This is a genomic window from Mucilaginibacter oryzae (assembly GCF_003148845.1).
GTDB classification, from domain to species: Bacteria; Bacteroidota; Bacteroidia; order Sphingobacteriales; family Sphingobacteriaceae; genus Mucilaginibacter; species Mucilaginibacter oryzae.
Window position 1 is genome coordinate 1 of the sequence record NZ_QGHA01000017.1, and the last position, 19,385, is coordinate 19,385.

General features: G+C 43.4%; 19 protein-coding genes and 1 pseudogene. 5 read left to right on the top strand and 15 right to left on the bottom strand.

The window, feature by feature from the left end; all coding sequences use genetic code 11:
* Positions 1 to 252 (top strand): annotated as a pseudogene (locus tag LX99_RS26180) (hypothetical protein); the annotation flags it as partial.
* A gap of 297 nt (positions 253 to 549) precedes the next feature.
* Here the strand turns inward: LX99_RS26180 and LX99_RS23660 are convergent.
* The 8 genes from LX99_RS23660 to LX99_RS23690 all read right to left on the bottom strand — a co-directional run bounded on the left by LX99_RS23660 (position 550) and on the right by LX99_RS23690 (position 6,382).
* Positions 550 to 1,113: a GNAT family N-acetyltransferase gene (locus tag LX99_RS23660; RefSeq protein WP_109610499.1), complete on the bottom strand. Its 564-nt coding sequence runs from the start codon at positions 1,111 to 1,113 to the stop codon at positions 550 to 552.
* A gap of 3 nt (positions 1,114 to 1,116) precedes the next feature.
* The gene (locus LX99_RS25830) at positions 1,117 to 1,272 is read right to left on the bottom strand and encodes a hypothetical protein (protein ID WP_170122783.1); all 156 of its coding nucleotides are present in this window, start codon (positions 1,270 to 1,272) and stop codon (positions 1,117 to 1,119) included.
* 323 nt (positions 1,273 to 1,595) lie between these two features.
* On the bottom strand, positions 1,596 to 1,982 hold the full coding sequence (locus tag LX99_RS23665) for a DUF6527 family protein (RefSeq protein WP_109610501.1): 387 nt from the start codon (positions 1,980 to 1,982) through the stop codon (positions 1,596 to 1,598).
* Positions 1,954 to 3,135 carry a ThiF family adenylyltransferase gene (locus tag LX99_RS23670; RefSeq protein ID WP_109610503.1) on the bottom strand — a complete coding sequence of 394 codons (1,182 nt, stop codon included), beginning with the start codon at positions 3,133 to 3,135 and terminating at the stop codon, positions 1,954 to 1,956. Before LX99_RS23670 ends, LX99_RS23665 begins: the two co-directional genes overlap by 29 nt.
* A complete protein-coding gene (locus LX99_RS23675) occupies positions 3,110 to 3,754 on the bottom strand; it encodes a multiubiquitin domain-containing protein (RefSeq protein WP_109610505.1) in 645 nt (214 codons plus the stop codon). The genes LX99_RS23670 and LX99_RS23675 overlap by 26 nt, the downstream gene beginning before the upstream one ends.
* Complete coding sequence (locus tag LX99_RS23680) at positions 3,751 to 5,376, bottom strand: KGGVGR-motif variant AAA ATPase (RefSeq protein WP_109610507.1); 1,626 nt, start codon at positions 5,374 to 5,376, stop codon at positions 3,751 to 3,753. Before LX99_RS23680 ends, LX99_RS23675 begins: the two co-directional genes overlap by 4 nt.
* Positions 5,373 to 5,939, bottom strand: a complete 567-nt coding sequence (locus tag LX99_RS23685) for a helix-turn-helix domain-containing protein (protein ID WP_109610509.1) — start codon at positions 5,937 to 5,939, stop codon at positions 5,373 to 5,375. The genes LX99_RS23680 and LX99_RS23685 overlap by 4 nt, the downstream gene beginning before the upstream one ends.
* Positions 5,936 to 6,382, bottom strand: coding sequence for a DUF6932 family protein (locus LX99_RS23690; RefSeq protein WP_109610512.1), 447 nt, complete (start codon positions 6,380 to 6,382; stop codon positions 5,936 to 5,938). Before LX99_RS23690 ends, LX99_RS23685 begins: the two co-directional genes overlap by 4 nt.
* 446 nt (positions 6,383 to 6,828) lie before the next feature.
* Between LX99_RS23690 and LX99_RS23695 the strand changes: the two genes are divergently transcribed.
* The 3 genes from LX99_RS23695 to LX99_RS26185 are packed head-to-tail and all read left to right on the top strand — an operon-like array spanning position 6,829 to position 9,080.
* Positions 6,829 to 7,503 (top strand): multiubiquitin domain-containing protein, encoded by a 675-nt coding sequence (locus LX99_RS23695; RefSeq protein WP_109610514.1) that lies wholly within the window; start codon positions 6,829 to 6,831, stop codon positions 7,501 to 7,503.
* Positions 7,478 to 8,656, top strand: coding sequence for a ThiF family adenylyltransferase (locus LX99_RS23700; RefSeq protein WP_109610516.1), 1,179 nt, complete (start codon positions 7,478 to 7,480; stop codon positions 8,654 to 8,656). The genes LX99_RS23695 and LX99_RS23700 overlap by 26 nt, the downstream gene beginning before the upstream one ends.
* 13 nt (positions 8,657 to 8,669) lie before the next feature.
* A complete protein-coding gene (locus LX99_RS26185) occupies positions 8,670 to 9,080 on the top strand; it encodes a DUF6527 family protein (protein ID WP_245928004.1) in 411 nt (136 codons plus the stop codon).
* Positions 9,081 to 9,183: 103 nt separating this feature from the next.
* On the opposite strand, the gene mobC is transcribed toward LX99_RS26185, so the two are convergent.
* From mobC to LX99_RS23735, 6 genes are all read right to left on the bottom strand, one after another.
* On the bottom strand, positions 9,184 to 11,169 hold the full coding sequence (gene mobC, locus LX99_RS23710; protein WP_109610519.1) for a conjugal transfer protein MobC: 1,986 nt from the start codon (positions 11,167 to 11,169) through the stop codon (positions 9,184 to 9,186).
* A 22-nt stretch (positions 11,170 to 11,191) separates the two neighbouring features.
* The gene (locus LX99_RS23715) at positions 11,192 to 12,454 is read right to left on the bottom strand and encodes a relaxase/mobilization nuclease domain-containing protein (RefSeq protein ID WP_170122784.1); all 1,263 of its coding nucleotides are present in this window, start codon (positions 12,452 to 12,454) and stop codon (positions 11,192 to 11,194) included.
* A gap of 17 nt (positions 12,455 to 12,471) precedes the next feature.
* A complete protein-coding gene (locus LX99_RS23720) occupies positions 12,472 to 12,885 on the bottom strand; it encodes a plasmid mobilization protein (protein ID WP_109610523.1) in 414 nt (137 codons plus the stop codon).
* 178 nt (positions 12,886 to 13,063) lie between these two features.
* Positions 13,064 to 14,020 carry a toprim domain-containing protein gene (locus LX99_RS23725; protein ID WP_211319082.1) on the bottom strand — a complete coding sequence of 319 codons (957 nt, stop codon included), beginning with the start codon at positions 14,018 to 14,020 and terminating at the stop codon, positions 13,064 to 13,066.
* Positions 14,021 to 14,153: 133 nt separating this feature from the next.
* Entirely contained in the window at positions 14,154 to 15,131 is a 978-nt protein-coding gene (locus LX99_RS23730) for a hypothetical protein (RefSeq protein WP_109610525.1), read from the bottom strand.
* Positions 15,128 to 17,062 carry an AAA family ATPase gene (locus LX99_RS23735; RefSeq protein ID WP_109610528.1) on the bottom strand — a complete coding sequence of 645 codons (1,935 nt, stop codon included), beginning with the start codon at positions 17,060 to 17,062 and terminating at the stop codon, positions 15,128 to 15,130. The genes LX99_RS23730 and LX99_RS23735 overlap by 4 nt, the downstream gene beginning before the upstream one ends.
* A 200-nt stretch (positions 17,063 to 17,262) precedes the next feature.
* On the opposite strand from LX99_RS23735, the gene LX99_RS23740 reads away from it, so the two are divergent.
* Complete coding sequence (locus LX99_RS23740; protein WP_109610530.1) at positions 17,263 to 17,538, top strand: hypothetical protein; 276 nt, start codon at positions 17,263 to 17,265, stop codon at positions 17,536 to 17,538.
* 25 nt (positions 17,539 to 17,563) lie between these two features.
* Here the strand turns inward: LX99_RS23740 and LX99_RS23745 are convergent, their stop codons facing one another.
* Positions 17,564 to 19,372, bottom strand: a complete 1,809-nt coding sequence (locus tag LX99_RS23745; protein ID WP_109610532.1) for a DUF4365 domain-containing protein — start codon at positions 19,370 to 19,372, stop codon at positions 17,564 to 17,566.
* Between the last annotated feature and the right edge of the window lie 13 nt (positions 19,373 to 19,385).

Consider the following 19,385-nt stretch of genomic DNA (forward strand, 5'->3'; position numbering starts at 1 on the left):
CTCCAGGCAGATCTGGACAGATGGATGTACAATTATAATAATGAACGGACCCATAGCGGGAAATACTGCTTTGGTAAAACGCCCATGCAAACGCTCATCGACAGTATACCAATGGCACAGGAAAAGTTATTGGAGAGGCTCGCCGATGACCAGATTCTTCAGAGCCCTCACAAAAAGGGCTCAGAAGAATCTGTGTCGATGCATTTACACGAGAAAAAACTATATTCACAAATCAAATCTGACAACTTATAAAAACACACAACTGTCAGATCAAATAGTGGCTATTACAGTAACCAGAAAAAACAAAAGCAGTTACATTTTACTGTAACTGCCTAATTTTCAGGTAGACTCTACAGGACTACGGTCTAACTTCACAAAGGACTTAAGAGCCATCGAAAGTGCTGAACATTTCATTAATTTAGCACTAGAAAGACTAGAGATCAATAGCTTAGATGAACTTGAAAGTACAACAATGAAATCTCAAAACTCCAATTGTCGCAAATCTAAATAGTTACGCCAAACTTAGCAGAGCAAGATCGATGAGATAAATTATAAATCTACCGAATCGGAAATAATAGATTGATATGGAAATAAATCAAGAAACATTAAACGCGTATCTGTATTTTCATCTTTTTCAGTTAGGAACGAAAAACCGTTCTTGTGATAAAAGTCGAGGGACTGGTTGTATGCATCAACAGTAATAAACCGGCAACCAGTTTTATTCTTCGTCAGAAAAGAATCAATCAGGAAAGATATAATAGACGTTCCTATGCCTGTTAGTTTGTGACTTTTATTAACTGCAAGTCGTCCTATTTTTACTGCCGGGTAACTTTTCATTTCATTAGAGAAAGGGAAAATATCTCTCAAAAAAGACCAAATACCTGCATTACTGCTGTCTTTAATCGTGATTTTATCGTTTAAAAGGCTAAAAAAAGCAATAGTCTCCCGATCATTTTCAAGGATGTAAGTGACTGCCAATAGTTGATTCGAAAAGTTTTTAGATTCGAGAAGGAGGAAGTCGTTTAGGTCTTGGTCATCGCAATCAAAGGGCTTGATTGCATGATCAGGAGTGAGCCGAATAAGCCTCTCCTGACCAGGCGGAATATTCGGCATTAATTACTTATGGATGTTTTTTAAGCGCTCGGCGTTGGTTTTGATTTTGGACAACTCAGCCGGCGAAACCCGTTTATTCTCCGCTGTCTTCATGACTTGAAAGAAGTTGACAGCATCCCTGCCTGTCAAAATGGGTGTTTCTTTAATTGGCTTTGCCATAATGTTAATGTGTCTTTTTTAAATATAAGTTAAAGTAAAAAATTGGGCAAATATACGATAGTAACACATGATACACAAAATTGTGTGCTATCTATTTGCAATTGCTTAATCGTTAAATAAAGAACGCTGATAATGGCTTATACGTATTCGACTTCAGGAATGTTGACACTAAGATGTATTAACGTAAAAGAAATGTTATCCGCGATAAATTTAACGAAGGACTCGTCAGACGGAAGAAGTGAATTGTAAAGTGACGCCATGCTTAAGGTTTGTTGCACCTAATATATGAAAAGTTCTATAAATCAAATAAATCAATAACTTTTTTATCGTGTTTTTTGCCTGAATATTTTAAAAGATTTGACTTTTGAGGTAATTAGCGCCTTCTGGCTTTTCAGGTTTTTGGGTTTGATCTCTTTGCTTCGAGTTCCGCCAGTGTATTTTTTGTCAAATACGACCACGCTTTTCTTTATCCAATAATGTGAGCCACATTTGAATTTCCAATTCCCAATTGATGGGTTCAGCGTGACTACCTTGCCGTCAAAAGTTAATTTCCAATCTTTCGGCGATAATGGAGTTACTACCTCCATCCCACACCCGCACATACAGCGATGTACAGCTGTAGCGAATGGCATTGAAATATATAAAATGCCTTCTTGTACCTGCTCAAATTCCGGTACGTATTCAACGAATTGATGCTGAACTGTCTTCATTGAATATTTTAGAAATATTAATGGAATAAGCACTATGGTGCTCTTCTTCCAAGTCTTGGTAAAATGAGGCTATCTTTTTCCATTTGATTACAGCCAGTGCTGCATTCAAAGCATTCAAGTCAGCAATCTGGATATTGGTCGCATACATATCATTTCTTTGATCCGTATTAGGAATCCGTATCGCCAAATGGTCACTTTTGGTCGGTGTACCTGCTGTTATACGTAAAGTCCCCAAAAGCTGATCCTCAACCATTTCTACTCCTAGGCCGACATCAATAAATGAAATGTTCTTTTTTACTAAATTATCGGAGACCAGTTTTCTGACCTTATTATTGTCTACAGCGATAAAAACAAATGACAGGTCATCCAAATAATTTAAATTTTCCGCGGTGATGAACTCAGGGACAGCCTGTATATGTTTATGCATAGCTGAATATATATTCGCAAAATGTACCGCCTTATTCACCTGCTGATCAAGTTGCGCTGTCGTTATAGCGCCTGGTGACCGGAAAGCATTATGTTGTAATAAAACGTCTCCATCTATCAATTTGATACTGGAAACCGGGGTTTTAGCAACAAGATCAAGTATATAACTACCAGTTCCTCCCAAGCCTACAATTCCAACACGATAATTTTGCAATTTAGAATTAATGGCGTTGATATTTGACCTGCTCGAATTCGTGTCAATATACTGAAAGACGGAATCGTTGTCTGTATCGGGTATAACCTTGAATGTTTTTTCTGTTACTCGCTCATCAATCGCTTTGGCCGGAGCACTAATTATTGTTGAATAGGTAGTAACCTTTTCATAATAATCATTATATCCACCGATCGGCTTATTGGACAACATGTGATTTACCAAAACACCTCCCAGATCCATTGTTTGACTGGAGTGTGTGATGGAGATGATCGGCTGTCCGTTGTTATCGTATGGCTGGCCACCGGAAAAATACACGATATGTGAATCTGGGCGAGCGGTACGATCACTAGAAAGGGCCAATGAACTTACTAATTGTCCATAGTTAACCTTACCCATAGCATCCAAATAGGGAATGTGTTTTACTATCAAATAGCCGCTGCGAATTTCTATTTCATATCCTTCGTCCCTCAAGCGTTTGAGATCAGGACTACGACTTATCAGTTGCTGTAACATTGAAGATCATTTTATCTTTTACACGAATTTCATTGCCTTTTACCATGATGCCTTCAGGCTTGGATTCCACACCCCGGCTGTAGGTCACGGTATAAGCGCGCGTCATAGATTGATCAATTTTACCGAAGGCTATAATAATTACCTGGTCAAAAGAGATAAGGTCTTCTTTCCATGGTTTGCTTCGGCCATTTATGATCAATGTCTGATTGAATTCTCGCTTTTTAGAAATAAATTCTGCGCTTTTTAATTGCTCGAGATCAATACGTCCCCTATTCGCCAATGGCTGATCGGGCATCTGAATATTGAAAAGGTCGAGTTCCGGATCTACTTTCCCATAGCTTCGTATTTCTTCCGGCGAGATATATGGTTTATCCCAATTAAAAGCGTGACCGTTGATAATGAACTTTAATGTTTTTTTGGTATAAAAGTATTCCATTTCCGGCCGTGAGATATCTACCAATTGATCATCGCTGATCAGCTCATCTTCATATGGTCTTCTTAGCGATAAGTACAATTCTGTACCTGGAGATATTCCAGCAAGTTCTTTCAACTGTTGCCCGGTAAAATAAACTTCATGAGTTTCGAAGTTTTTTCCGTTTATGAAAATATTTAAGTTCATTGTTCTTCGTTAAAAGCCAGTTCTAATTCATCCAGATCAAAATTGTGTATCCGCATTAGCGATAAGAATCGCTCGTCGGTCATAAATTTTGAATAGATACTCTTTTCATCAATAATGTGTTCGATCTGCAACCCGAAGCTCAATGCCACCGATAAGTTTAAATAAAACTCATTTAACTTATTATCTAATGCATAGATCTCCGCCAATGTTGCAAAATACACCTCGTCTTCTGGAGATAATTCCAAGGCCCTGTAAGCGTCCCGATAAGCTAAGTCTAACATATTTAAGTCCCTATACACTCCGGCGCGCATATTTAAGGTCACATGGTCGGTAGGTAATCGATCCAAGATAAAATTGATCAGGTTCAAAGCTTCTTCGTATTCTTTCAATTCTACTTGTATTTCTGCCCTTAATCTAACAGAAGTATAGTTATTTGCCCGAGATAAATAATTCAGCGCGGTCTCATGATCTCCCTTTCTCATATAGCAGTAAGCAATATTTACTGATAGCTGCTGGGCCAGATCTCCGACCTTTATCGCAGATTTAAAATCTTTGATAGCGTCGTCCCACCGTTCTATATCACTGTATAACAATCCTCTGGCAATAAAATAATCCGCTTTCTTGCCGTTCAATTCGATAGCGCTGGTGTAGTGTTTGAGTCTTAACAATGTATCCTCCTCTGATTGCCCTTTCGCAAACTCCTTATCCGCAAAGCGGACTTGATTGAAGCGTTGCATTTCATAAGAATCTAAAAACCCAACTGTGAGGGCGTCGAACAATCTGAGATAATCATTTGAGATAGATACCCCTAATTGATATTCATACCCAATCATCTTTTTTTCTTCAATCTCCAGGCTGCTATCTGAATGAATAAGCATACATTCAAATTCATCTAATTTCAGCGCCTCCATCATTTCCTTTCGCACTTTTTCCTGGATCACAAATTTAGCCTCATTATCTTTTGGAGTGTCCTCAAAAGGCAATCGCGTCAATAAGAATGTGACTTTTGGCGGATTACCAAAAAGAGCTTTATCTGGGTCATAAAGGTTTTTTAATATCCGTTTACAACCAAAAAGATTCTCTTCATTATTCGCTGCCAGAACAACCACCTCATCTGCAAATATTTTTAAAGTAATGGCAGATATGTCGGTAATCCCTGTCCTGGAATCAATCAATAAAAAGTCCGGCGCGATCTCCGTTTCAATCTTCGCTTTCAGATCCAGAAAAAAATCTATGCCGTCGCCATCCTCGCTGTAAAAAAGCTTTGACCAGGGTAACACCGAGAGTTTTTCCCAGTAGTCATCTGATTCAATATTCCCTGCAGGTATAAAAGTGATCGGCTTTAATGTGTTCTTGATCGGCTTTAACTGAATGCTAAAATCCTTTATTTTCTTTTCTGCAATACCCTCTACGGCATAGCGAAAGATGTAATCTACCAGACCCTTTTCGATCTGCTCCGGACGTTCATAGTCATTAAACTTAAAATGCAAGCCAGGCGCATCTAGGTCAAAGTCAATGATACACACTTTCTTACCTATCTCTGCCAGGCGTGTAGCAATATTGCTTAAGGCCAATGACCGGCCTACACCACCTTTGTAAGAATAAAATGTGATCGTCCTCATACTGAAAATTTAAATAATGATTTTACTTCCTTCGTTGTACGTCTGGCCGACTCAATGGAGTCACGGTTAATTGTCGTCGGAACCGACCATTTATTGGATTGTGCTAATTTTACTGATCCGGTCGGCTTGACAGTTTTGCTTACGTTAAAAGGGACCAAGGCAATATCGAGTCCCAAAGCATGGTAAACTTCTATGATCCTTGACCACGAGGCTTTGGTATAATCATCCTGTTCATAGCGCTGTATCTGCTGTTCCTGGACACCTATCTTTTCAGCCAGCATCTTTTGAGACATATCTTTGGCTAGCCGGACCTGGGTTAACAATTCCGTTAGGTCAACCAATTTAAAACCAGAAAAAAGATTGACCGGTCTTTGGATCAGTTGCTCATAACGCTCAAGCTGACCAGCCAGATCATTGATTAAGCCTTCAAATGATTTAACCCCTAATTTGTACCGGATAGGATTTAATATGCCCTGCTGCGTTTTTTGAAACTGATCGAAGTCTTGCTTTAACTGTTCAAGCTTAACTTTCGTGATAGCTGCTTGTTTGCTGTTCTTGATCATAACTGAATGTTTATTTTAACAATGCCTTTTGTGTTACCTGTTTCTTTGTTTTGCTGGAAGAAGTCTTTGAATAGCAGTCCGGAATTTCCCTCATAAATATTTGCTGGAAAAACATCAGCTCGATAACGTAACTGCTGGGCTTTGCGTGGGGGATTAAGGTCGAAAAATATCGGGTAATGCGTATCCAGTAATTCCCAATCTATCTCATCATCATCATCCCAACACACATCAATATCCCCAGGCAATTCCTTGTCTGTTACGTAGCTGCCGTCAATATAAACTACCCAACAATTGATCGCCCTAAGATCATTGACCAATATTAAAAACGCAGCATATATTTCACTTCTTCTTGAATTATACACAAATCGTTCCTTAAATTCCTCAAAGGATGCCTCGTGCACCCCCTCCGGCAAAACTCCCTCATTATTAAAAACAGGAACCATACTTTTATGTTGTGAAATTTAGTCGTGTTGATAAATAATAAACAAATTTCAAAAAAAGTTTTGAGAATATCAAATTTATTACAACTTTTGTGTTGTGATAATTGATGAAATAACACAGTTAAGTTTTATGAAAGTTCAAAAACAAAAAAACAGAGAATAAAAAAAGCCAAGGGCAGAAAGCACCTCGGCTTGTAATTGGTGATTAAGACGAAAGCCTTACGAGCTCTAGACTAATCGGTAAAATGTTTTGCAATACAAATTTACCACCTTTTTCACTCATTTGCAAGTTTCAAGTGTTTTCACTGCAAAAGCGCTCTGCGCCTGCAGGTCTTATTTGTGTAACCTTAAAAATTAACGCCGTACAAAATCAAATGTATTACTGGTACGTCCAGTAGCCGGAAGGAATAATGAACCGGCACAACTGAATTTTAATTTTTAAAAAAACAATGATGAAACAAGAGCATAAAGTCGCCTTGAAGTTTGTGATCGAAGGTAAACCATACGAAACCTACGATCAATATAAGACGGGCGCAGAATTAAAACAACTTGCAGGTATACCATTAGATACAGAACTATACCTGTCGATCGCCAAGCCCTATAAAGATGAGCTGGTCGAGAACGATGCACGTGTTGACCTGGCACGACCTGAGACCGAGTATTTTTTCGTTAAGAAAAAACTACCGTTCACCATTAACAAAAAGGAATATACCTGGTACAAACAGTATATCCGTGGTACTCAGATCAGAGAATTAGGTAATATCCCACCTGATGACGAGATCTATCTGGCGATAGAACGCCCGTTCGAAGATGAACTGATCACCGATGATGAGCGCGTTGACCTCGCCAGACCGGGTAAAGAGCATTTCTTTTCAAAAGAAAACCCGGCTGATTTTACGATCATTGTGAATGCAACCCCAAAAGCGTGGAAGGAGCGAGAGATCTCTTTTGATCAGGTGGTTGTGCTGGCCTTCGGGGCGATCAGCAACCGTCCGGAAACCGGCTATACGGTGACTTACAGCCGAGGCTGGGAACCTAAACCGGAGGGCACGATGGTAAAAGATTCTGTAGTAAGGGTTAAGAATAAAATGGTATTCGATGTCACAGCAACTGATAAATCATAGTCCTGACCTGAAGCGTCTAAGAGACGAAGGTTACGAGATAGTGATCAATGGTGGATTTTTACAGATCCACCAGATTCCCTACCTCAACAGTGCAAAAGAGATCAAATATGGTATCCTGGTCAGTACGTTGTCCTTAGCCAACTCTACAACGACAACGACGCCGGACAACCATGTGATCCATTTTATCGGGGAGAACCCTTGCGATAATACCGGAAGCCCGATAACGGCGATCCAGTATAATAACGCGGCAACCCATTTGATGGAGGGCCTTATCGTTGACAGGTCCTTTTCCAATAAGCCGGCGGCGGGTTATCAGGACTACTATGAAAAGGTGAAGCGTTATGCAGACATCATTGCTGCGCCTGCTAAATTTTTGGATGATGAGGTGACCGAAAAGACCTTTAAGGTGATACCGGATATGGAGAACGATAGCGTTTTTCAATACATCGATACCAACTCCAGCAGGGCGAACATTGATATGATCAATGCCAAATTTAAAGGTCAGAAAGTTGCCATTGTGGGATTAGGCGGGACCGGTGCCTACGTACTGGACCTGGTCGCTAAAACTCCCGTAAGTGAGATACATATCTACGATGGGGACAGCTTTGACCAGCATAACGCATTCAGGTCACCTGGCGCAGCCTCCGTTGAGGATCTGGATCAGCGACAAAAAAAGGCCGAGTACCTGGGCGCGACCTATAGGCGCATGCACAAAGGCATCATCATCCATTCAGGGTATATTAGTGACAGTAATATTCACGAACTTTATGAAATGAGTTATGTTTTCATTTGTGTTGATCGCAACAGTGTGCGTAAGCATATCACGGACCGGCTTGCAGCACGCGGCGTATCTTTTATAGATGTTGGCCTTGGTGTGAATGTGGTTGGTGACCGTCTGACTGGTGCTGTTCGTGTCACTTCCGGTACCGCTGAAAAAAGCGACCACTTATCACAACGTATAAGTGGGGAGGACAATGATCAGAATGAATATACCACGAATATTCAGATCGCAGACCTCAATGCATTGAATGCGGTACTCGCAGTGATCAAGTGGAAAAAGCTGAGCGGTTTTTATGTAGATCTTGAAGAAGAACACCATAGCTCGTATTCAATAGGCGTATCTAAAATTTTTAACGAAGATGCTACAGCATAAGTTTGTCGAGTTTATGCCAGAAAAGCTGGAAGAAGGTATACTTTACGTTTCTGTAGAGTACTGTACGGCATTACACAAATGTGTATGCGGCTGTGGAAACACGGTCGTAACGCCTATATCACCAACTGATTGGCAATTGAAATTTGATGGTAAGTCGATCTCACTTTCACCCTCGATTGGTAATTGGAGTTTCGCCTGCCGATCTCATTATTGGATCGATAAAAACCATATCCGGTGGGCCGGAAATTGGGACAAAGATCAGATCGAAGAGGGTCGGAAAGAGGACCAGCAAAAGAAAGCGCGATACTTTAACAAGCTATCTATCTCTGAACCATCTAACGACAAGCTCAAAACCAAGGAATCCCTTCCAAAAACGTCGTGGAGTTGGCGGTCAATTTGGAATGCACTGATTTCTAAAAACTGATTTGTTAAAAAGTACAAATGAAGCGGCCGCGAAAAGCGACTGCTTCATTTTTTATAACAAAGTACCGTTTCCAAATTACCGAAATTATGATTTTAAACTACTATCAACCTTTATTTTTACTAATCACCAAATGCGCCTTAGCTGGGTCTTCCAGCAATCGCTCGAACACCACTTCTATCAACTCCTGCACATCCTGTTTGACCTGCAAATAATTACGCTGAACAATACCGGGATTAACCTGCCGAATTATTGGTAATTCGACATAATCCGCGATCTCGTTCTTCAATCCCTCATGGTCGTTCTGTAACTCACAATGAAAGGCTTTCAACTCGATCTTTTCATCCGGGTTATCGGCCACTAAACCGACAAACTCGCCGGAACTCAGAGCCGAGATGCGCGAGGCCGGTACCGCCGCTTCCAACTGCTTCGAGCGGCTGATGGAAGTATCGCTGCGATTGATCGACAAACTTTCCCGATCCTGCATGATGCGCCCGATCTTCTCCGATACCATTTTAGCCGTGTCGCCTGCCACCTGGCCGACCGCCATGTTGCCCACGATATTCATGATCACATCAGCCTGCTCCCGCCCGTATTCCTTCCGCAGCTGACTGGCATCCTGTATGCCCAAACAGGTCGAAATTAAATTGCTCCGACCCGTAGCGATGGTCGGTATCACATCAGCCACCAGCGTAGGATATTCATCCAGGATCAGGCTGGATTTGAGTTTGTTTTTCTGGTTAATGATCTTGAGCAGACGGTTGGTGAACAGCGACAGCACCGCCCCGTAGATCTGCAATTTCTGCGGGTTATTGCCCATGCAGACGATCTTCGGCGCTGCCGGGTCGTTGATATCCAGTGTGAATTCATTACCTGAGAGGATATAGTACAATTGCGGTGAAGCCAGCCGCGACATGGTGATCTTGGCCGAAGCGATCTGCCCTTCCAGTTGTTCTACCGCATCCCGCAGGTAGGCGCTGACAAAGGGGTTGATCAGCACATCGATCTCCTGCTCTGTCCGCAGCACGGTGAACAGCTGGTCATAATCCGCCTGCATCAATTCGATCACATGCGGCAGCGTACAGAACTCACCGTCCTTATAGCGGCGCAGGAACCAGATGATCGCCGTTAAAAAATTGATCGGTGATTCCACGAAGAAGTCGCCCTGCCGCTTTACCCATTCCCGGTTCAGGCCCAGCAAGATCGTCCGGGCCGACTCCACTGTGTCGGTGATATCGTGCATGGACGAAGGGTCCAGCGGGTTACAACGGTTGCTGCGGGCCAGGTCATCAAAATTGATGGCGTAAAATTTCGGTTCCACCGCATATTGCCCCTTATACTTCAGCCAGGTATTATAGGCGATGACCGACAGGTCGGGCATCTTGAAATCGTAAACGAACATGGCAAAGCCCTTGCGGATATGCTGGGTGATAAAATGCCGGATGATGAAATAACTCTTACCCGCGCCGGGGCTGCCGATCACCGCCGTGGACCGAAAAGGATTGATGATATTCAGCCAGCCATTCCGCCGTTTCCCCTTTAGCTGGTAACGCGTCGGCAGGTTCACGGAGTATTCATTTTCCAGCAAGCGTTCCTCCTGCGGGAAGGCCTCCTGGTCACGGTTAAAGATGTCGCCCGACAGCTTATCCCGGATGATCCGCGACACCATCGTCCCGCCGCTCAGCACCAACAGGAAACCCAAACCGCAGGTGCCCATATAGCTGGCCGCCAGCCAGGTCATTTTCCACCGGACCAGCAGGATCAGGCCGCTGCCAAAGAACAGCAACAGCCCGACGATCAGGTAGAGCGCCGCCGCCTTTACCGTCTGCTTTTCATCCTTCTTTCCCCTGACCCCGATCAGCGCGATGACCAGGAACGCCAGCGCGATCAGCTTGGGTTTATGAAAACCGCTGAACAAACCCGTCCGCATCACATTCGCGAGTACCCGGTCGACCATCGGCGCCGTCAAATGCCAGTGCACAAAAGCCCCGTAACCAACCACATAAAAGTGCAACACCAACACCACAATGGCGATCAGCCGTGTCATATCCAGGATCTGGCGCATGGCCTGATCATTCTCTCCCGTCTGCATAAACCCTCCCTGAAAAATTAACTTAATAGCCCGGTGATAACCGCCGCTTTTTCTTTCGCTTACGCCGCTTCAATTCGGCATCCATCGTTTCCGGCTGGTAACCCGTATCCAGCAACACTTCCACCAAGCCGGTCCCGTTCTCTTTTTTTCCCTCGCCAGCCCCATAGCCGCCCTGCCGGTCCCGCGCCAGGTCGCCGCCATGCCCCGCGACCATACCCCGCCGCTGCGCCGTGCCGTTTTGTTTTTTCCCCTCGTCGGCCCGCCATTCCCCGCAACGTTCCAGCACCGCTTTGGCACTATAAACTTTACCCAACTCGCTACCGTTAAAGACCACTTTCGTCACGTGGTCCACATAGGTCAAGCCGTAAATCATGCCCCCATCATTACGCCGCAACACCACATCGACGCCATCCTTTTTCAAAGCCGCGACCAAAACGGCCAGCTTCAGTTGATCCGCTAAACAGGCACGCCCGATAATACCCCGGACCCGCCGCGCCGCCTCGTCCGGCTTGAACTTGTTGCGCGCGAACAAAACCTGCAGGTCTTTCAATTGCCGCTTGCCCGCGAACAAACTTGCCTTGATCGGCGGTCCGAGCTTTTCGCCATCGCTATCCAGCACCCGGAACACCAGCCCGTCATGCTGCCGGATACGGCTGTCCGAACTGCCCGGATCGGCGACTACATAGTATAGACCCAGCACCGAGTTCAGCTCCGCAAGCGAAGCAAATTTGTAAGACCTCAGCACAAAATTCAGCACCTTGCCGATCGCCTGTTTGGTCTCTGCGCGGCCATAAATGACCCTTGCCGCATCGACCGGTTCCGGTAAGAGCACCGCCTTTTTTTGCTGACCGCCAGCCGGTACCAAACCATACTTTTTTTCCAATGCCAGCCGCGCCGGTTCGGACCTCAACTTCGCCAGTTTGTGCATCGAGATCGCCGTCCCGTCCGCCCGGATATTGGTCGAAACCAAATGAATATGCGGGTGCGCTGCATCCCGGTGCCGGTAGACCAGATAAGGCTGCCCGCCAAAGCCCAAACCCTCCAGGTATTCCGCCGCGATCTGCTCCATTTTTTCGGGCGAAAGCTTTTCCGAAGGGTCGAAATTCAGCGAGACATGCAGCGCATTTTTGGTCGTTCGCTGGTTCAGATCCGTGAGCTTTTCAAAGCGTCGTAACAGCTCGGTAAAACCCAAGTCACCCGGCTCTTTCAGCCATCCCGAGGCTACCAAAAGATCGGCTGCACCGGCCTTTACCTTATGCTCGTTATAGCTGATCACGCGCGCCATACTTGTGCTCTCATGGATCACTGCAACCATACCGTTTCAATGCTTGCCAACTGCTCATAGATCGCATCCAGCTTGCCCAACAATACCGCCTTGTCCGCATCCCAGCGACGCAGCCAATCCTGCATTTGCGGCGCATGATCGAGCGTATGCAGTTTATGCACCGCCTGGTTAAAATTCACCCCGATGGCATTCAGTTCTTTCTTCAGCAGGACCAGTTCGGCTACCAGTTCATCCACGGAAACATTCCGCGTTTTGACCGTCAACACCCGTCCGAACAGTAGCTGGCGGATATAGGCGCTCAACTTTCTCAGCGTCGTTCTTTTCCAGGCTGACAGCAGCTTTTCATGTTCTTCACCCGTCAAGCGGAAGTTGACCACCTGGCTGCGGCCAATAGCGAATTTTCCGTTTTTATCATCTTTCACTTCATCCATCACCTATCAAAAAAAACAGCCAATGATCTCAAAAAAACATCAAAGCAGCACCCCGCGAAGCGCCCGAGTTCCGAGGGCGCAGGCAATAGTTGTAAGACAACTATACATCTTGCCGTTTGCGTAGAAGGCAAACTCACCCAGGGGCTGACGAGGGGAAAAAGCGATCCTAACCAATCCATCAGAAACCGCGCACTTTCAGGCGCTGCCGCTTTTCCGGCACCTCACCCTTGTGGCAAAGCCATTCGTTCAGATCTTTAAAATGGCTGTATAAACCACTTTCGTCTATAAAGCGCTTTCCTAACGAAAGCGCCTTGTCCCGGTACCGCTGCCCCGTCGCATCCCGGTCCAGCCACAAATGCACCCCCTCATGCGCCAGCAAAAAAGGCAGCGCACGATCGAACAAAGCCGCACTGTTCAACACCACGATATCCGTTGCGCGCGGGTCGTCATAAGGGTGCAGCACCCTCCAAGAAAGCAGATCAAAAAAACCCTCGAAAACCTGCACCGAAGGCGCGCCAAAACGGATGGTCGTGATGTCTTTGGGACTGCTGCTGCTCTTGGCGATCCTGCTGCGGATCTCGTACCCGCCCGCATCATTTTTAAAGCCAATGCCATACAATTCTTTACCCTTAACCTGGTAATTTATCTCACAGCAATATTCATCCGCCACGGCTACCGGGATGCCTCTTTCATGGAGGTAGTTTTTGAGAGGATAGGAGTAGATGGGACACACCTCATTCACCACCAATTGCCGTTCCGGAACCATCCGGGATTCGTCACGTATAACATGCACTGCAAGAGCGCTGCCAACCAAAAAATGTGCTGCCAATTCCGCAACGTTACAACCATAATAACGAAGGCCGAAGTCGACCAGATTACCGCCCGTTGCCAGCCCGAAATCATACCATCGGTTCAGGAAAGAATTGACTTTGAAACTCGGAGCTGCTTCCTCGCGTAAAGGTGATCTGTACCAATATTCAAATCCCTTTTTTACCGACATCGGTTCGTAACCCAAACCAGCCAGCCAGGCCACCATATCCAGTTCCTTGATTTGCATTAAAGACATTCGTTCCGCTTCCATTTTCACCTCCCTCAAACTGATCAGCGGTTCAAATGTATCGCGGCCAAACCACATCTACCTATCCCGACTAAACTTTGAACAGGATCGGCTCGTTGAAAATATATGATCCAGCACAAGTTGCTTAAGTAGTTTCGATTTCGGAACTATAACGATGGATCACATCAGGATAAAGAAATATAGAATTGTATCAAAGAAAAATTGCTGATTTTGGCTTGACTGGGTTTATGAAAACCAATTGATCTACAATATCTTTAGTTAGTTTGGACAATGGTCTTTTGATAAAGTCCTCTTCATTCCAAAAAGTACCAAACGCTATTTTATATAAATCATCGATCGACCCCAACTGCGGAAAGGTATCTTGAAGCATTTCTAAATATTTGCCCCCCGAGATATAATGTCGGCGAACGATATCTGCTATTTCGCCATGATGAGCAGCGTCATAAATTTCAGGCAACTTAAATAATTTACAATTATTCACACAGCGTTGAACTTTTTCGGGCTCCAACGTATTATGCTCAACGGTAACTATATAATTGTCAGATAGACCGGTAAGGCTATCGACATCCAGCGAAAAGAAATTAAATTTCGTGGCGGTTCCGAAACCTTCTTCGTAAGGATGGATATATCTCCCATACACTGTCGGCTGCTGATTTTTTACGCTTCTGTTGCATACGAGGCAACTAGGTATCAAATTATAAAATGATAGGCCAACCAGCGGGTTTTTTGCTTGTGAAATGAAGTGGTCGATATCCGGCCTTGTCACTCGCTTTTTTTTATCAACGGTTACTGTATAATTGCGGTTACAGTAAGGGCACGTATTAACGTCTAATTTCTTGACCAACGTGTAGGCGGAATATTCCGTAACTGGTGCATTGGTGCGTGAAAAATGTTTGTAATTGAAAACGCTTTTAAGGCCTTTGTTGATATTTTTCGCAAGTAAAGCGCCCCGACCTTTAGCGGTACAAAATTTTTTATACTCGCTTAGCAGATCTGAGAGTTGTTTTGGTTTACCTGTGAGAATTCGGTCAATATTTTGATTAATGAATGTTTGCTGACGTGTTTTTAAACTTCCTAACCTGGCAATGATCGATGGCTTTAATTCCGCGCAGTGATGCTCAGCCAGGGCATCTAAATTTCTTTGTAAATTTGATTTTATAGCGATCATTGGTTGGTTATTTTAGAAATTCGATCCTTGATATAGGCTTCCTGCGCCTGTAAACGTGCCAATTCGGTGTTCTGTCCTATTTTTTTTGCGAATAGCTCCATTAGCTTCATCTTGATTATCGGTTCGCCAATGACATTGATTATACGCCGGATTTTTTCAGTCTGATTTAGGCTACCCTCGGATCTGCACCAATTGATTACTTTTTCAATTTCATCTTTGGCAAAATCACCCATTAAAGCATTCTCAATAAAGAAAGTTTCATTAAACAAATCATGAATATTAGCTCCAAAAGTTCCTATTGGGATTTTTTCATTAACAACTGTACAACGGTAGTCCTGCTTCTTCATGAAAATCAGGTTCTGTATTGGAAGATCGGATACGATGAATGGCGAATGGGTTGTCAAAATGATCTGGATTTGGTTGTTCCCGAACAACAATTTGATTACAGCTAGTAAATCGCGTAAATACATTTTTTGCCGCTCAGGGTGATAGTAGATATCACCTTCGTCGATTAACAACCATATGGGGCGCTTCTTTACCTTAGCTTTTAATTCAAACAAACGCGCATAGTGGAGCATAATTGACTCCTCACCTGTGCTAATCCCTCCAAACCATTCGTATTCGAGAAAACTTGATCCTTCGGCACTTGATAAATCATCTATAGCAGATAATACAGGCCAAAGCTGATTATCGATAGTGATTTCAAAACGGGCGCGACTGCCTTGAAAATAATCCTCTTTTGAAGTAAATCGCATAGACCGAACACTATTGGCAAAACGTTTCCCTAACAAGTGTTTTACAACATTCATTGTTGGGAGTTCAACCGACGCAAGGTTAACGTTTGCAAGTAAATTCTTTAAATGAATGAAGATACGTTCTGGCTCCTCAATTATCCTATCAAGAGCGCTATCAAGGTTATCTTCGAATAGACCTTTTGTCTCTTTAGGATTCCATCTCAATACATAATAAAATGTACAAAGTAGCGTGAGATTGATGAAATTTTCATGTTTATCCTCTGATTGGCTAATAGCTGCAACTGCTATTTCTTGAAACTGATGTAATTTCTTTGGTTGTGCCCATCGAGAATTAAATCCCGACGAGAGATATTTAAAATCATCAAAGTTAAAATAGATCACTACAGCATTTGGTAAGTCAGGAAGTCGGTTAAGCTGCCTTGAAGTGGCGTACGTTAAAAATTGTAAGGTAAGCTTACGCTCCCGTTTATGATAATCAGCAATAAAAGATGGAAAAAGGGGAACGATCTTCGTTTCCTTTTTCTTGTTTAACGCCTCTTCCACGTTTTCTTGAATAACTTTTTTCAAAAACGTTTCTACACGATAGTCAGTCGATAGATTTTCCAGACCTTCATAGTATTGCTCGGGATGGCCGTCGAAGATATTAGAATAGTAGGCACTGCAAACGTCCATAAAACTAAAATCCAGTCCCGTCACTTTTTCCTTATTATAATTTAAGCCCAACCTCTCAACTTTATAACCCATGGGATTTATTACATCATACAGCTTGCTTACTTCCAGCGACTCATTGACCGTCACATTCAATAAAGTCATATCATCGACACCGCCGCCCTGATAGTGATAAATTTTAACACGGTCACGTTGTTTTTCTTTTTTTTCTCTGATAGCAAAAATCAGTGAGCTGGTCAGGATACCCAACTGCCCCGTGATAAGTTTTAAGCAATGTAATAATGTTGATTTTCCGGCACCATTTTTCCCGACTATAGCTGTCAGATTTAAAATATTGGAATCAAAGAGATGGACGAAATCGGGATTCAGCTCAATGTTAACTGAGTAGTCCTTATTTTTCTTAGTTTCCGTTTTTAACACCACGGAAAATTTTAATTCCGGGCTAAAGTTAAAGGCCTGCTGATAAAAGCCCCTGAACTGTTCTACATATAAAAATAAAAATTCCATTGTGTGGATTAGGTGATAAGCAGGCCTGAAATTAATATTTTATTTACAGATTGCATATTCATTACATTGTAAGTATCCTGTTTTGCAAGGGGCATTATGGCTATTATACCCCTGACCATTAATCCCGACTAAATTTTGAACAGGATCGTTTCAATCGGGTAAGTTACTTTTGGCTTGTATATAACCTTAAATTTTACGAAATGGGAAAAGATGTGTTAGGGACGGTCTACGAAACTTTGTTATGTAGCCCCGGGATGAATGAAGCCGTAAAAATTGATGCGAAGATCAGCCGAAAAACGATCTTACTGTTGAGCAGCCTGATTGAGAACGGCGCGGGACAAGATGGAAATATGTCTGGTCTGCTCGGGCTCATACCTGCTGAGGACCGTGAGGAATTAAAAAACTTTGGTGATGAATGCTTGAAAAAAGCCGGGCTGAAAGAACTGAGCGAGAAAATAAAGACCCTCAAAAACTAAACAGTAAGGCCAGTTTTATCTGGCCTTACTGTTTAGCCTTATTAATCTCAGGTAAGTTCAACGGCAACAATTCAGTCAACGACCATTTTGGCTTACGTTTGAGCGCCGCATTCATTTCTGCATCTACATCACAATACAAATGTTCAATAATGCCACTATTGAATGCCGCATGGTCAAGAGCCGCCCTCCGTTGGGCAAGGTCTATGAAAAATTTCTGATGCCGCATATCGCCCTGTAGCATCTGGTTAAACGATTTGCGCAAAGCATTCAGATCGTAGGTGTCGATCAGTTTCTCCATCTCTGACGCACACTTCCTCATCGCTTCCTGATCCCTTAGAAAATGAAGGATCTCATAACGCGTTCGCAGGCTATTAAATTGATTTTCCCTGTGTTGAAGCCGCTCATAATTTACAGTGATCTTATCCACGTCTTGTAAGAGGTTCCGTAAAAATGCAGCATCATGTGCAGAGAGTGATGCCCGAAAGCCCTGCAATTCCTTGACCCAATTATTGAAAGCATGGTAGTGGTAGGCCTTCCGGAACTGCCATTCGATCTGTTCCATCATCAAATTACTGATCGCCAAAAAGTTTTGATGTTTTAATGCGTAATCATTCAGTTCCTTTATCTGCCCTAAAAATTGCTCATCAAAATTGATCCATTCGGTCGTAAGCATATCTCTGTAGACATCTACTTTCCGGCCCAATGTATGTAATGCATTTTTGGCTAGGTCATGTAATAAAAGAGTTGCCTCCAGGTTCAAAGTTTTCGCGTATGCGACCACGCGTATTTCATGAAAATCGGGATGCTTGGCAATAACTTGCATCGCTTCATCATAAAACGCCTTGATCCGTCCGCCGTGGTCGCGGTCTTCGCTCTCAAAAAACTGATCGGTCAGATTCTCCAGCTGCAAAAAAGTCCCTGAATGTTCATTGGAAACCAATCTCGCTTTCTCCTGCCGGAACGACTGTTCATCTACCATACCCAGCAAATATTTAGCATGGAGCAAGGTATAAGATAACATGTTGCTGTCTTCCGGATGTAAACTGTCGATTTCGTTGGTAGCCAGTTTAAGTAATTCGATAGCTCTGTACAGATTGGACTGGTGATAATAGGCGATACCACAGATCATATTGAACCGGGCAGAAGCCTTAGGCCTGGGGTATGTGCGCTGTTCTATTTCAATTACCTGCGAAAAGCGATGGCCGTTAAGTAACTCGATGCCAAAACGCTCGATGAACGCCATATTTTGTTCCATGCTATAGACATCCTGCAATTCGTCAATGACCAAACCACCTGGACGCAGTTCATTTCCATGACCGGATCTCAAATGGATGTTTAGTTTTTTCAGCAACGTGCCCGTCTCGAAAGTGTCTTTGTAGATCGCATCCAATTGTGGCTGATCCAGTACTTGCGTGAATTTTACCTTATAAGTTTTGGGTAATTTATCGGGCCGGTACTTTTGTTGTACCTCTCGAAATACTTCAGCTGCTGAAATAACATAAAATTGATCAGCAGTAGCATTATATAAGATATAATAACTTGGTAAACCAAAATTTACGAGATAATTCAGATTGCTGATCTCAATCGGATAAGCGATTGAGCCGTTCTTTTGTTTTTTAACCGATTCCGTAGATTTCAGTTGCACCGCGAAACGGAAGTTGGTATTCGCTCCATTGTGCTTGATCTCACCAATGATATCGACACCCTTATCCCGCAAATGTTCCGGCCGCAGTTCAAATAATTCAACATCGAACAACAGTGCAAGCCTATTGCGGGAGTTGGTCTCTAACGTTTCCTGACGGCTGGAAAGAGGTAATTGCTGGTTTCGGTTCATCTGTTAAATTACA